This is a genomic window from Pseudoalteromonas sp. T1lg22, from assembly GCF_002964645.1.
GTDB lineage: Bacteria > Pseudomonadota > Gammaproteobacteria > Enterobacterales > Alteromonadaceae > Pseudoalteromonas.
This window is the reverse complement of the sequence record NZ_PQBY01000010.1, coordinates 161,151-175,187: the sequence shown is the minus strand read 5'-3', so window position 1 is coordinate 175,187 and position 14,037 is coordinate 161,151. Positions and strand designations below refer to the sequence as shown.

12 protein-coding genes, 4 tRNA genes and 1 pseudogene are annotated in these 14,037 nt (G+C 49.5%); 11 read left to right on the top strand and 6 right to left on the bottom strand.

Features of this window, described 5'->3' with window-relative positions; translation table 11 throughout:
- Positions 1-147 precede the first annotated feature (147 nt).
- From mutY to C2M24_RS06640, 6 genes are all read left to right on the top strand, one after another.
- Positions 148-1,215 (top strand): A/G-specific adenine glycosylase, encoded by a 1,068-nt coding sequence (gene mutY, locus C2M24_RS06665; protein ID WP_105213772.1) that lies wholly within the window; start codon positions 148-150, stop codon positions 1,213-1,215.
- Between the two features lie 42 nt (positions 1,216-1,257).
- Entirely contained in the window at positions 1,258-1,530 is a 273-nt protein-coding gene (locus tag C2M24_RS06660; RefSeq protein ID WP_105200767.1) for an oxidative damage protection protein, read from the top strand.
- Positions 1,531-1,647: 117 nt separating this feature from the next.
- A tRNA-Phe gene (locus tag C2M24_RS06655) sits at positions 1,648-1,723 on the top strand.
- A 48-nt stretch (positions 1,724-1,771) separates the two neighbouring features.
- Positions 1,772-1,847: transfer RNA gene (locus C2M24_RS06650), tRNA-Thr, on the top strand.
- Positions 1,848-1,979: 132 nt separating this feature from the next.
- Positions 1,980-2,055 (top strand) — tRNA-Phe (locus C2M24_RS06645).
- A gap of 38 nt (positions 2,056-2,093) precedes the next feature.
- A tRNA-Phe gene (locus C2M24_RS06640) sits at positions 2,094-2,169 on the top strand.
- A 559-nt stretch (positions 2,170-2,728) separates the two neighbouring features.
- On the opposite strand, the gene C2M24_RS06635 is transcribed toward C2M24_RS06640, so the two are convergent.
- The 4 genes from C2M24_RS06635 to C2M24_RS06620 form a co-directional block, all read right to left on the bottom strand.
- Positions 2,729-4,081 (bottom strand): M28 family metallopeptidase, encoded by a 1,353-nt coding sequence (locus tag C2M24_RS06635; RefSeq protein WP_105200766.1) that lies wholly within the window; start codon positions 4,079-4,081, stop codon positions 2,729-2,731.
- Positions 4,082-4,296: 215 nt separating this feature from the next.
- Positions 4,297-4,983, bottom strand: coding sequence for an LrgB family protein (locus C2M24_RS06630; RefSeq protein WP_105213717.1), 687 nt, complete (start codon positions 4,981-4,983; stop codon positions 4,297-4,299).
- A complete protein-coding gene (locus C2M24_RS06625; RefSeq protein ID WP_105213716.1) occupies positions 4,980-5,369 on the bottom strand; it encodes a CidA/LrgA family protein in 390 nt (129 codons plus the stop codon). The genes C2M24_RS06630 and C2M24_RS06625 overlap by 4 nt, the downstream gene beginning before the upstream one ends.
- Entirely contained in the window at positions 5,341-6,132 is a 792-nt protein-coding gene (locus C2M24_RS06620) for a crotonase/enoyl-CoA hydratase family protein (RefSeq protein WP_105213715.1), read from the bottom strand. Before C2M24_RS06620 ends, C2M24_RS06625 begins: the two co-directional genes overlap by 29 nt.
- Before the next feature lie 260 nt (positions 6,133-6,392).
- On the opposite strand from C2M24_RS06620, the gene C2M24_RS06615 reads away from it, so the two are divergent.
- From C2M24_RS06615 to C2M24_RS06595, 5 genes and pseudogenes are all read left to right on the top strand, one after another.
- Positions 6,393-7,580, top strand: coding sequence for an efflux RND transporter periplasmic adaptor subunit (locus tag C2M24_RS06615; protein WP_105213714.1), 1,188 nt, complete (start codon positions 6,393-6,395; stop codon positions 7,578-7,580).
- Between the two features lie 11 nt (positions 7,581-7,591).
- Positions 7,592-10,720, top strand: coding sequence for an efflux RND transporter permease subunit (locus C2M24_RS06610; protein ID WP_105213713.1), 3,129 nt, complete (start codon positions 7,592-7,594; stop codon positions 10,718-10,720).
- 112 nt (positions 10,721-10,832) lie between these two features.
- Positions 10,833-11,147, top strand: a complete 315-nt coding sequence (locus tag C2M24_RS06605) for an HI1450 family dsDNA-mimic protein (RefSeq protein WP_105200761.1) — start codon at positions 10,833-10,835, stop codon at positions 11,145-11,147.
- A gap of 9 nt (positions 11,148-11,156) precedes the next feature.
- Positions 11,157-11,983, top strand: a pseudogene (locus C2M24_RS06600) (DUF481 domain-containing protein).
- Positions 11,984-12,003: 20 nt separating this feature from the next.
- On the top strand, positions 12,004-12,477 hold the full coding sequence (locus C2M24_RS06595; protein ID WP_105213712.1) for a hypothetical protein: 474 nt from the start codon (positions 12,004-12,006) through the stop codon (positions 12,475-12,477).
- A gap of 44 nt (positions 12,478-12,521) precedes the next feature.
- Here the strand turns inward: C2M24_RS06595 and C2M24_RS06590 are convergent, their stop codons facing one another.
- Together C2M24_RS06590 and ygfZ are read right to left on the bottom strand one after the other, a co-directional pair.
- A complete protein-coding gene (locus C2M24_RS06590) occupies positions 12,522-13,007 on the bottom strand; it encodes an FKBP-type peptidyl-prolyl cis-trans isomerase (RefSeq protein ID WP_105200759.1) in 486 nt (161 codons plus the stop codon).
- Positions 13,008-13,020: 13 nt separating this feature from the next.
- Positions 13,021-13,926: a CAF17-like 4Fe-4S cluster assembly/insertion protein YgfZ gene (gene ygfZ / locus C2M24_RS06585; protein WP_105213711.1), complete on the bottom strand. Its 906-nt coding sequence runs from the start codon at positions 13,924-13,926 to the stop codon at positions 13,021-13,023.
- Positions 13,927-14,037 lie beyond the last annotated feature (111 nt).

Here is a 14,037-nt window from a genome sequence, read left to right as displayed (position 1 = left end):
AGTGACAGTCCTAATGAAAATGGGTGCGTATTATCCCCACTTGCGTGCTTAAGTACAAGTCGGTGGCTATTGATATTTATCGACACAATTATAGACTGGGCGCAATTTAAAAAAGCAAAGAGTAATGTAGTGGAATTATCTCAAGAAATGCGAACCTGGTTCGCCGAGCAGATTGTCGATTGGTACGACTTATGTGGGCGTAAAACCTTGCCTTGGCAATTAGCAAAAACGCCTTATAAGGTTTGGGTTTCGGAGATCATGCTACAACAAACCCAGGTAGCCACAGTGATCCCCTACTTTAATCGCTTTATGGCACGCTTTGCCACAATAGAGCAGCTGGCTGCGGCCGATGAGGACGAGGTGCTGCATCATTGGACCGGGCTGGGTTATTACGCCCGAGCCCGTAATCTGCATAAAACCGCTAAGCTGATTTGTGCTGAGCATAAGGGTGAGTTTCCTAAAACCCTGGAGCAGGTGATGGCACTGCCAGGGATTGGTCGCTCCACCGCCGGCGCCATTTTAAGCCTGTCGCGCGGGGAGCATCACCCCATTTTGGACGGTAACGTTAAACGTGTGTTGGCTCGCTGCTTTATGGTTGAGGGCTGGTATGGGGTTAAAAAGGTTGAAAATCAGCTGTGGCAGCTTAGTGAACAGCTGACTCCTAAAGATGGTGTAACTCAGTTTAATCAGGCCATGATGGATTTGGGCTCAAGTCTCTGCTCTCGCAGCAAGTTTGATTGCGAACCTTGCCCGCTTAAAAGCCGCTGCCTGGCGTTTACACATAATAAGGTAGGTGAATTTCCTCACTCTAAGCCGAAAAAACAGGTGCCGAAGAAGAGCTGTACCATGCTTATTCCCGTTATCAATGGGCAGACCTATATGGAGAAAAGGCCCAATAGTGGGATTTGGGGCGGACTGCATTGCTTTTTAGAATTCGCCGATAAGGATCAGGCGCAGCAATATGTGGCACAGCAAGGGTGGCAAGGCAGGGCCCATGAACTTGAGTCATTTACCCATATATTCTCCCATTTTCAGCTGAATATTAACCCCGTGGTAGTGCAATTGGATAAGGTACCGGCAGCCCTGGCCGATGGTGGTCTTCTGGATTATGACCTGGAGGATGAACCTCAGGTTGGTCTCGCAGCCCCGACCAAGAAGTTGCTGAAGCAACTAAAGCGTCACTTGGCAGATGCGAGCACTAGTGCATTAGGGTAAACTAACATACAAATATAAGCAGATGCGTAGGTGAGGATTAATATGGCACGCACAGTATTTTGCCAAAAATTGCAAAAAGAAGCTCCAGGACTGGATTATCAGTTATACCCGGGCGAAGTGGGCGAGAAAATCTTTAATAATATTTCCAAAGAGGCCTGGTCTCAGTGGCAGCAAAAGCAAACCATGCTGATCAACGAGAAGCACCTTAATATGATGGAGCCTGAGCATCGTACTTTCCTTGAGGAGCAGATGGTGGGCTTCCTTTTCGAGGGTAAAGAAGTCGAAATCGAAGGTTACAGACCACCTGAAAAATAAGCTATTTGCTGGGATTTTCGGCAAAAAATCCCAGTTTGCATGATTTGTGTGCAAACGAATTGTTTATTTTAAAAAGTGGTTGACTTGATACCTTAAAAACCGTTTAATACGCCGCACGCCCAGATAGCTCAGTCGGTAGAGCAGGGGATTGAAAATCCCCGTGTCGGTGGTTCGATTCCGCCTCTGGGCACCATTATTTGGTGTTTTTGATTTAATCGAGAATACGCACACAGTTTTGTGTGCCTGCTTAGCTCAGTTGGTAGAGCAACTGACTTGTAATCAGTAGGTCGCCAGTTCGACTCCGGCAGCAGGCACCATTTATATTTGCCCAGATAGCTCAGTTGGGCGAAACGAAACCGAAGCACAGCTTCGCAGTTCGTTGAGGTGGAGTCAGGATGACGACAGGACCTCGCTTTATGGATGAATTTAGAGCACAAGAAACACATTTTGCCCAGATAGCTCAGTCGGTAGAGCAGGGGATTGAAAATCCCCGTGTCGGTGGTTCGATTCCGCCTCTGGGCACCATTATTTAATTATGGTGCTAAATTAGTATCATTTTTATTGCCCAGATAGCTCAGTCGGTAGAGCAGGGGATTGAAAATCCCCGTGTCGGTGGTTCGATTCCGCCTCTGGGCACCACTAATAAACAAACCCTGATCAGAAATGGTCGGGGTTTTTTATTGCCTGAAATTTAGTGGCTCAGGCGCAATCTCACGCTCTTTATTGTCGGTGGTTCGATGGTGAACTACCTCCCTGTAGTTCACCGCTTATCCAAGGCTAAGCGGCCAGCCGCCGCTGGCTAAAATTGTTCCTGACAATTTTATCCGCCTCTGGGCACCAATAATAAACAAACCCTGATCAGCAATGGTCGGGGTTTTTTATTGCCTATCGTTTAGTGGCCCAGGCGTAATCTCACGCTCTTTATTGTCGGTGGTTCGATGGTGAACTACCTCCCTGTAGTTCACCGCTTATCCAAGGCTAAGCGGCCAGCCGCCGCTGGCTAAAATTGTTCCTGACAATTTTATCCGCCTCTGGGCACCACTAATAAACAAACCCTGATCAGCAATGGTCGGGGTTTTTTATTGCCTGAAATTTAGTGGCTCAGGCATCATCTCACGCTCTTAATTGCCTGAAATAATCTTACGGATATAAAAAAGGCGGCCCTTAGGCCGCCTTATAACTAATTAGCTAATTAAGATCAGTAAATTTTACCTTCGGCGTCATCCTTTAACGGGGCTACGCGTGAGGGCGTGGCTTTCGCGCTTACCAGCGGCTCGCTTGCCATGGCCAATAAGGTTACCGACTTATAAATAGATTCAAAATCCAGGTTAGCCAGCTCGTCTTTCGGTGTATGGTAGTGGTCGTTATTGGCCATATCCGTTGAACTAAAGCTATGTGCGGGTACGCCCATGCCCGCTAATGAGGCATTATCGGAGCGGTAAAATAAATTCAGCTTAGGATAGGGGTTGGCCTGAATATGATTTTCTTCGGGCAGGCTTTGGTTTAACAGGGCTTGTAAGTCAGACTTGTCAGCTCCCGTCATCCACAGCTTACCGCTGCCAAATGGAGAGGGTTTACCGATCATTTCGATGTTGATCATGGCGGCAATCGCATCCGGGTTTTGCGTCTTTGCAAAGTGTTTTGAGCCGATCAAACCCATCTCTTCCGCGGTGAAGGCGGCAAACATCAGGGTGCGCTCATTATCACCAAGGTGGGCATAATGCTGCGCCAGATTCAACATGGCGCCGGTGCCAGAGGCGTTGTCGTTGGCACCGTTATAAATGGTATCCTGCTCTTCGCTCGCTTCTTGCTGATGGTCATGTTGATCGCCTTTGCTTTCGCCCAGGTGATCATAGTGGGCGCTAAAAAGTACCATGTCGGTGTCTTTGCGCTTACCGGGTAACACGCCAACAACATTGGTTAGTTGCTGCGTCTTAACCTCATTGACTACTTTAACGTCCAGATCTTTTACTTCACCCTGATGGTCTAGCACCAAGACCATGGCACCTTGGTCTTTAAGCTCCAGCTTGGTCAGGCCATTATTAAAATAGTTCTGATAACGGCTGAAGACTTCTTCGTGAGCTTTATCAATAAGAACCAGGTGATTACCACCTTGTTGGTTTAATTTGCGCAGTTGTTCACGAAGATCAGCGTCGGCGGAGATATGAGTGATAATCAGCTCATGAGTTTGTTGCCAAGAAAAGCCGGCAGACTGAGATACAGTAGCGACGCGTTCTGCTGCGATTAGCTGGCCATCTAGCGCGACCGATACGGACTTGGGAATCACTGAGTGCAGATTGAATTGCTGTTTAAAACTTTGGGTACCCGGCATGGGTTGCAAACCTATGCTGGTAAAACGCTCGACTATGTAGTCGGCGGCAACGTCAATTTCCTTAGAGAAGCTTTTGCGGCCTTTGAGGTCGTCGCTGGCCAGGTAGCTGATATCCTGCTGCAGCTGTGCTCGTTCAAAATACAGAGCATTATTGGTTGAACTACAAGCGGTTAGTGTTGCCGCGGCAATTAGACTAAGTAGCGGGAGCTTAGTTTTCATTTTTGATTCCCATAAAATTACGTAAAAATAACAAGCACAGCACGCCTAGGCACTCCTTGCTCGGATTTCAGTGTAATAAAAAAGCAATAATGAAAAAAGCTCAGTGGTCGATATCGCCCGAGGGGATAGTAAAGCATATTTGCCACAGGTGTAAGTAAGCACTTACCTTGCTAGTGAGAAAGCAAGGTAAGAGTGAGAGCTAAGGGTGCGGTTGCTTATCCTACCCAGTGCACCAGCCAGGGATAATAAAGTGGTACCAAAAGCGGTGTGAGTATGGCGCTTAATGCCATGGCTGCTGAGGCATAGGCAGCACTTAACTCGTTATCTGCGATGGCGGTTGCCGTACCTATGGCATGACAGGCACCGCCCAAGGCCAGGCCCTGGGCACTGCGCTCCTTGATGCCAAACAGGCGCAACAGGCTAAAGCCGACGATGGCGCCGACTACGCCAATAAGGATCACCATGGAGGCGGCTATGCTGCCGATGCCGCCCAGTTGCTCGGTCACTAACAGGGTGATGGGAGTGGTCACCGAAAGGCTGGCTAAGGATGCCTTTAGTTGCTGTGGGGCATCAAGTAAGGTGGCAATAACATAGGCACTGCTGGTTGCCATAATAACACCCACGGCTACGGCGATAAGGATCAGCAGCAATTGCTTTTTAAGCTGATGTATTTGTTTATACAAGGGCACCGCCAGTGCTACCACGGCCAGTTCCAAGAGGTAATTAAAGGGAGACGTGGCGCGGCTGTAGCTGGGCAGATCAAGGTCAAACAGCAGCAGGCATAAAACGGACGCAATTATGGTCCATAAGACAGGGTTTAACAGCGGTGAGTTCACTTTAGCGTGGAGCTGGCGCAAACACAGAAAAGCGATAATGGTCAAAGGTAGCGCCAGCCACATCATGATGTGCCCCTTAGCCTTTGCATTAAAAAGCCTATACTGATTAAGCCCAGCGCCGGTACCAAAAACAAACAAAGCAAAAGCACCAACCAGTGCTCGCTAATAAGCGGGCTATGTTCTACCACCTTGGCGGCGGCGGGCACGAAAAACAGCGGCATAAAATTAAGCAAGGGTTGTGTGCCCGGCAGCAACCAGTGCAACTTTATTAGCCCAAGCTGCAGGGTTAAAAACAGCGCCAACATGGCGCTGAGCGGTGCCGGGAAGGTGAGCGCCAAGTGGTCATTCACTAAATGTGCAACAACGAGAAAGGCGCTTAAAATGGCCCAGCTTCTCAGTAGCTGCAAAGCCGTTTTGGCATGCTTACCAAGAGCGGCGGTGTTGATAGTCATATTGTTTATCACTGCTGGCGTTTTTAACGGCGATACGGGTATTTTTACACATAAGCAGGCGCACCTGCGACCAGGTTTCCTTTGCTAATTGGCGCCTGTGACCTTGACGGTAAGCACTGGTGGTCAGACGCTTAATGGCGGCCATAGCATCTGGGGAGCGTTCGATGATATCAGCGATCAGCACCTCTGCCGCGGCCATGGGGTTTTCCTCTATGGCAGAGATAAGCCCGATTTCGCGCGCCTGAACTGCATCAATCGGCTGTGCCGTCAGCGCCAGGCGTTGATAGTCATCGGCTTTAAGCAGGCTTGGAATAATCAGGCTGGCGCCCATATCCGGACACAAGCCCCAGCGCGCCTCCATAATGGCAAAGCTGGCATCCTTACTGGCAATGCGAAAGTCTGCGCCAAGAGCGATTTGCATGCCGCCGCCCCAACAGCGCCCTTGCGTCAGGGCTATTACAGGCACATTTAATTCTTGCCAGCCTAAGGTTACGCGCTGCGCCAGGTTCTGATTGCCCGGCAGCCATTTAAACAGTAGCGACACTACCTGACGTGGCTTGGCCATCACGCCTTTAACATCCAGGCCGCTACAAAAATCCTGGCCTTGGGCATCCAGAATTACAGCGCGTATATCCTTACGCTTTTTAATGGTTTTTATGACCTTATCAAGCTGTTTAAACATCTCATAATTCAAGGCATTACGCTTTTGCGGCCGTGCTAGGGTGACATGGGCTATTTGTTCTTTAAAGCTGAGCGTTATCATTATTATCTCCTCTGACCACTAGCAATGTAACGCAAAGGGTTTGCCCTGTCATTTTGTTATGCAACTTCATTGATAGTATGTAATTTATTCAACAATAAGTTTGTTTACATGGTATTTATACAATCTAAGGATAAATACAGTAAGTCACAAATTAGTCTATATTTTCAAAGAACTGAGAAGCGCTATTGAGGTCGACTTGATGTAATCTCCGCGGGGATTAATTGCGCGCTTATCATTATTAGCTATCAAGGAGAGGGAGTATGCTCGGCGTACCTTCGAATAAAAGTTCATTTACAAAGAAGATCTTAGCCGTGGCGCTTACGGGTGCTACGTTAACACTGGTCCAAGGGTGCTCAGAAAAACCCGTCGCCAATCAGAACGCCCCTGCTCCCGCAGTATCGGTCTATGATGTTCAAGTAGAGGAAATTGGTCAATATCGTGAATTTGTGGCTCGCACCGAGGCATTTCAGGAAGCCAGTATTCAGGCGCGGGTGTCTGGGGAGCTGATTGAACGCACCTTTATTGAGGGTTCTCAAGTTGAAAAAGGGCAGTTGCTGTTAAAGATTGATCCTTCCGAATACCGTGCCAGCGTCAGTGAACTTGAGGCTACCTTGCGCAGTAATAAGGCCATTGCCGACAGGGCAGAGCGCGACCTTAAGCGTGGTCGTGAAATTGCCTCCGATGGCTTTATCTCTGCCGCCGACTTAGACAAGTTAGAAACCAACTACAGTCAGGCGCTTGCTGCCGTTAAGGCCAGTGAAGCCGGATTGGAAAAGGCGAGGTTGAACCTGGGCTATACCGAAATTCAAGCGCCTTTTAGCGGCATGATAGGTAAGGTAAATTACGATGTTGGTAATATCGTTGGCCCTAACTCCGGCTCGTTAGCCGAGTTGACCGATATCGACCCTATCTACGTTAACTTCCAGGTTGAGGAAGCGGATTACATTACCTATCAACAGCAGCAACAGCAAAAGAACGCAGATCCCAGTAAGGTGCAATTAGATCTGGCCCTGCGTTTACCAAACAATACGGATTTTGCGCAAAACGGTGAGCTCGACTTTGCCGACACCAAAATTGATCGCAGCACGGGCACGGTGGAACTGCGTGCCAAGTTTGACAACCCGGACGGCATAGTGATGCCTGGGTTGTTTGTGACCCTGATTGTAGAAAGTAAAGAGAAGCAAAAGCAGGCCCTGGTGCCGCAAGCGGCGGTGCAGGTGAATCAGCAGGGTAACTTTGTGCTGGTGGTTAAAGAAGATAATACGGTGGCGCAGCGATTGGTGAAATTGGGCCGTCGCATCGATGCCATGTGGGTTGTTGACTCGGGCCTTGAGCAAGGCGAGCGAGTGATAGTTGAAGGCTTACAAAAGGTGCGCTCAGGTATTAGCGTGCAGCCGGTGCCAAAGCAGATAGACAAAAAAACCGGTACCCTTAGCGACAAACAATAAGAGAGTCTCCAATGATCAGTAAGACGTTTATTTATAGACCGAAATTGGCTTTGGTGATCTCCATTGTGATCACCTTAGCCGGGCTTATTGCCATGACCCAATTGCCGGTCAACATGTACCCGCAAATTACCCCGCCTCAGGTTCAGGTGTCGGCTTTTTACGCTGGTGCCAGCGCCCAAACCATAGAAGAAACCGTGATCCGGCCCATTGAAGAAAAGATCAATGGCGTTGAAGGCATGATGTATATCGAGTCCACCTCCAGCAATAATGGCTCGGCCACCATAACCGTGTATTTTGAGGTGGGTACGGATACCGATATGGCTCAGGTGAATGTGCAAAACCGAGTCTCCCTAGCCGAACCTTTCTTGCCGCAAGAAGTACGCCGCCAGGGCGTGTCGGTGAAAAAAATGTCGAGCAACATGTTGATGGGTGTGAGTCTGTACTCAGAAAACCCGGATATGGACTCCAGCTTCTTAAGTAACTATGCCACTAACTATCTGACCGAGCCGCTCAGTCGTATTCCAGGCGTGGCAGAGGCCAGTGTCATGGGTGATTTGACTTACTCCATGCGGGTCTGGTTAAAGCCGGATAAAATGGCCTCGTTAGGGGTGACCGTAGTGGAGGTGCAAAACGCCCTTCAGGAACAAAACACCCTGGTTGCCGCCGGTAAGTTAGGCGCCTCGCCGTCACTGCCTAATCAACAGTTTGAATATGCCATTCAAGCACAGGGGCGATTTGTTACGCCGAAGGAGTTTGGCGAAACCATTATTCGCTCCAACCTGGATGGTGATTTTGTCCGTTTAAATGATATCGCCCGCATAGAGCGCGGTGCACAAAGCTATGCCGGCAGCGCCAAGCTGAATCAAAAAGACACCGGCTTTATCGTTATTTATCAGCTGAATGAAGCCAATGCGACGGAAGTGGCAGAAAAGGTTAAAGCGCGGATGGAGGAGCTGTCAAAGCAGTTCCCAGATGGGCTTGAATATAAAATCCCTTATGACACCACCAAGTTTATCAACCGCTCTATAGAAGAAGTTAAAGTGACTCTGTTCCAGGCGGTAGGCCTGGTGATCTTAGTGGTCTTCTTATTCTTGCAAAATTGGCGCGCAACCTTGGTTCCCACCTTGGCTATTCCGGTTTCACTGATCGGCACCTTTGCCGCCATGTTGGCCATGGGTTTTTCCATTAACCTGATCACCCTGTTTGGTTTGGTACTGGCCATAGGTATAGTGGTGGATGACGCCATTATCGTTATCGAAAACGTTGAGCGTATTTTACGAGAAGAAAAGCTGCCGATTAAGGATGCGGTTTTTAAGGCCATGTCTCAGGTGGGGGGGCCCATTATCGCCACCACCTTAGTACTGCTCGCGGTATTTGTGCCTGTCGGCTTTATGCCGGGGATCACGGGTGAGCTGTATAAGCAGTTTTCTGTGACCATCTCCTTTGCGGTACTGATTTCATCGGTAAACGCGCTGACCCTGAGCCCGGCCCTTTGTACCTTGTTGCTCAGTGCCGAGAAAATGAAACCGATTAAATGGCTGCGTCCATTTGAAAATGTGATCACCAGCTCGACCAAGGGCTATACGGGTATTATCGGCTTTTTACTTAAGCGTGCCGGTCGTATCGGTATTATCGTTGTAGTGCTGTTTGTGGCCACCGGCTGGTTGGCGAAAAACGTGCCTACCGGTTTTGTGCCACCGGAAGATCAGGGTTTCGTATTTGTCGATATCCAGCTTCCGGATGCGGCGGCCTTGGGGCGTACCGATGCCGTGGTGCAAAAAATAGGTGACATCATAGCGCAAGATCCGGCGACCGCAGACTTTGTTGGCGTATCGGGCTTCTCACTCTTGGGTGGTGCCGGCTCTAACAACGCTCTGGGCATTGTGGTGCTTAAAGACTGGGAAGAGCGCACCACAGCAGAATTATCAATTAACCAGGTTATTAGCCGTTTGCAGGGGCAATTATGGGCGCTGCCCGATGCTCAGGCCATGGTCTTTAACGTGCCACCCATCCCGGGCCTGGGCGCAAGCTCCGGTTTTGAATATCGCCTGCTTGACTCCGAAGGGCGTGACCCTGCAGAGCTGGCCGGGGTGATGAATGGCTTGATTTACGAGGCTAACTCACGGCCTGAGCTGCAAAGCGTATTCAGTACCTTCCGCGCCAATTCGCCGCAATACTTCCTGGAAGTTGACCGTAACAAGGCCAAGGCGCAAGGGATCACTTTAGGTAATATCTTCCTTACCTTGCAGGCTCAGCTGGGCTCCTTGTATATCAATGACTTTAACCAGTTTGGTCGTACCTATCAGGTGAATATCCAGGCTGAGGCCGAGTATCGTGCCAAGCCAGAGGACTTGCAGTACTACTATGTGCGCAATAACCAAGGAGACATGGTGCCGCTGACCACGGTTGCCACCTTGCGACCTATACTTGGCCCAACCAGCATGAATCACTTTAACCTGTATCGCAGCGTGAGCGTCACAGGTAACGCCGCTCCTGGTTATTCCACCGGTGATGCCATTAAGGTGATGCAGGAACTCTCTGCCGAGTTGCCTGACGGTTATGTTTTCGACTGGGCGGGGCAGACTCGTCAGGAGATCATGGCCGGGGATGTGGCCGGTGTCTTGTTTGCTTTGGCCGTGCTGTTCGTGTTTTTGTTCCTAGTGGCCCAATACGAAAGCTGGACCATACCCTTTTCGGTTATTGCCGCCGTGCCACTGGCGATTTTCGGTTCCATGAGCACCCTCTATATGCTCGGCATGACCAATAATATTTATGCTCAGGTAGGCTTTGTACTATTGATAGGTATGTCGACCAAAACCGCGATTCTGATCGTTGAGTTTGCCATGGAGCAAAGAGCCGCCGGTAAGACTATTTTCGAAGCGGCGAAAATTGCCGCCGAGCAGCGTTTCCGCGCCGTACTCATGACCGCCTTGTCGTTTGTACTTGGGGTGCTGCCTTTGGTATTGGCGACCGGTGCTGGTGCCGCCAGTCGGGTGTCTCTGGGTGTCACTGTAATGTCAGGGATGATAGCGGCGACCGTACTGGGTACCTTATTGGTTCCGCTCTTCTACACCTATGTGCAGAATATGCGTGAGGGGGTTAAGCGTAAGCTCGGCATAGACCCGAACCCCCAAGAATAAAAAATATCAACAAGCCGGGAATTTCCCGGCTTTTTATTGGTCGTATGCTTATGCACATTGCCCATAACTTTTGTTATTATCGGCACAAACAAGAGTAAATAAAGAAGCCAGCATGTCCGGACCCAGATTATTTAGCGCCGAAGAGATCACTCACCACGCGTATGAAGTGTTTTTAGAGCTCGCCCCAGAGCATTTGAGCGAACAGGATATTGATGACTTTAATGCTCACAGAGAAGAGCTTGGTTTTATTGAAGAAAGTGAACCAAGCGCGGACTGGCAGAGCATAGTGGCAATGGAAATCGAGCCGGAATTTTACAGTGAAGTGACCATAGGTCTGGAGCTGGAAAATGAAGATATCGTTTTTGCCCGGGTGTTGATCAGCCGAGATCAGGACGCCCCTTTTTGTCACGTTATTTGGAAAGAGTAAGTAGTTAGTATGCGGTTTTTGGTAGTCCTCCTTGGTTGTTGTAGTTTGAGTTGTTGGGCGGTGGATCCGTTTGAAGACTTTCACGAATACGGACAATTAACGGATGCCGAAATCCATGAAATACATCAGGGCGAAATGTTCTACGGCGATGCCGAGTTTGGCTTTATCGTCACCAGGGGCAACACAGACTCAACCAGTTTTAAACTGCGTGCCAACGTCTATCAGGACTTCACCCATTGGCGAAACAGTTTAAATTCGACTCCCTTTACCGTCGCGATGTCGACAGCGAAACCGGTGAAGAAACCATCTCAGCACAGCGCTTTTTTGTCTCCGGGCAATCCAACTATAAGGTGGGCAGTGAAGACGCCTCTTTATTTTTGTACGGCGATTATGAAGATGATGAATTCTCTGGCCTGGATTTTAAGGCTACGGTGGCAACCGGGTACGGCAATCGTCTGTATCGCGGCGTAAAAAATACCGTGGATTTTGATATAGGTCCCGGACTTTATGTGTCTAAGGTTGACCTTGATGAGGCCGAAGGCGAGGAAGAGGCTGAGCAAAACGATGGCGATGTGACCGGCTATCTGTTGCGCCTTGCCCTGCAGTGGGAGCGTAAGGTGTCGAAACGCACCCGCTTTAATCAGTTTATAAGTGCCGAGCAATCCCTGTCTGGGTTAAACTCACGGTTAAAGTCGGAAACCTCCTTAATTAGCCAGATTATGGGTCAGCTTTCGCTAAAGTTTGCCTACTTGTATCGCTATAACTCCAAGCCGGAGACGCTAAAGCACAACTATGACTCCGAGCTAAGCGCCACCTTTGTCTACAGTTTTGATTAATTCTTAAGAGTTTAATTTCTATGTATCAGCATAAACAATATGCCTGGGCTATTTTGGCCCTAATCTTGTGGATCGGCACCTTTGTCGGTATGGCGTTCTACCTTATGGGCAGCGATGGCCCCATGCTCTTGTTTGCGGCAATACTGGCTGTGTGTGCCTTTTTATTTCATGGCCTGACGGTACGAGTGGACGAGCAAGGGGTGGAGTGGTTTTTTGGCCCAGGGATAGCTAAGAAACGCTTGGCCTTTAGTGAAATTAAATCGGTAGCCGTGGTCAGTAATTCGTTTCGCCACGGTGTTGGCATACGCATTACTCATGATGGTTGGGTCTACACTGCCAATGGCTTTGCCGCTGTGGCTATTGAGTTAGAAGACGGGACCTTTTATCGGGTTGGCAGCAATGAGGCCGAGCAACTGGCCGAGGCCATCAACAAGCATTTGCCTGTGTATTCGCCAGAGCCTTCGCCGAAGCAGTCGCCTAGCCAAGAAGTATAAAAAAAGGACGCATAAGCGTCCTTTTTACTAGCTAAAACAGCTGATTAGTGATCGTGGCCGCAGCCGCCAGCACCATGGGCATGACCATGGGCCAATTCTTCGGCGGTCGCATCGCGTACATCAACTACTTCGACGTCGAATTTCAACGCAATACCGGCTAGCGGGTGGTTACCGTCGACAATCACATCTTCACCCTGAATATCAACGATGATCACGGTTTGCTCGCCGTCATCCGTGGTGGCACGAAACTGCATGCCAACCTCAATATCCATGCCTTCGAACATGGCCTTAGGTACCGCCTGCATTAGTTGCTCATGACGTTCACCGTAGCCGTCTTTTGGCTCAACTTCGACGCTAAAGGTGTCGCCAGCCTGTTTACCTTGAAGCGCTTGCTCCAGGCCAGGGATCAAAAAGCCGGTACCTACGATAAATACCAGTGGCTCGCCATCAAAGGTGTTGTCTATGGTGTTGTCCGCTTTGTCGACCACACTGTAGTGCATAGTAACGACTTTGTTGTCAGCTATATTCATAATGTATTCCAGATCAATCTTCTGTCAGTGAGTAAGGCAAAGGTGCAATGGTGAACAGCACCTGTGGAGCGTGTTTTGCGCGAAGCTGAACATCTTGCTCAGTATCATTTGGCAACACGGCAAGGCCAAAAAGTTCGCCATTGGCGCTGGCTTGGGCGATTAAGCTACCGGCACGACGCCAGTTATCGCCAACCTGGCGCTCTAAGTCGAGTGGGTTTTGCTCTGCATCTAGCTCAGGGGCTAAGATGCCCTCATGCTCAGCTCGTAGCACAAACATGGCACGCTTGTTTTTACCCAGGTACTTCATACGCGCCACGGTTTCCTGACCTGTGTAACAGCCCTTGTTAAAGCTGATACCACCTAGGGCCTGCAGGTTAACCATTTGCGGCACATAGGCATCGATAGCTCCGGCATTCAGGCTTGGCTCGCCGGCTTTAATTTGTGCGCTGGCAAACTCATCGCCTTGTTGCGGCTCGGGCAGAACGCTGTTATCGCCAATAAAGAGGGCGCGTTGGTCGTCCAAGAGGAGCACTAGGTTTTCTTGCCATTGATGGGCATTGCCGCTGATGTCGATATTTAACTGGCTGGCCAACTCCGCCTTGGGCGCTATCACTCCCAATATCTGGGCGTCGAGCTGATCGATCTCGACCTTGCTAAATACCGCGTATTTTTTTAACTCGGCAAGAGCAAATTGTGCTTCGGTGTTTGAGCAAATAAGCACATAGCCTTGCTGATACTGGCTAATGCGAAAACAGGCCCACAGCTTGCCTTTGGCATTACACTGACCGGCCCAGCGCCAGGTGTTGGCGTCTATATCGATGACGTCTTGCGTCAACTGACCTTGCAGGTAAGACTTGGCATCATCACCATGAACATAAATGGCGGTGTTTTCGGTAACATAAACCGACAAAGTGGACATGCATGACTCCTTTAGTGCACGAGCAATTACTGTGCTTAGTGTAACTTAAGCACCTCTTTGATGACAGCGCCTTAGCGTAAAATAGCTGTGAGCCGGAGGAGATTTTGTTAC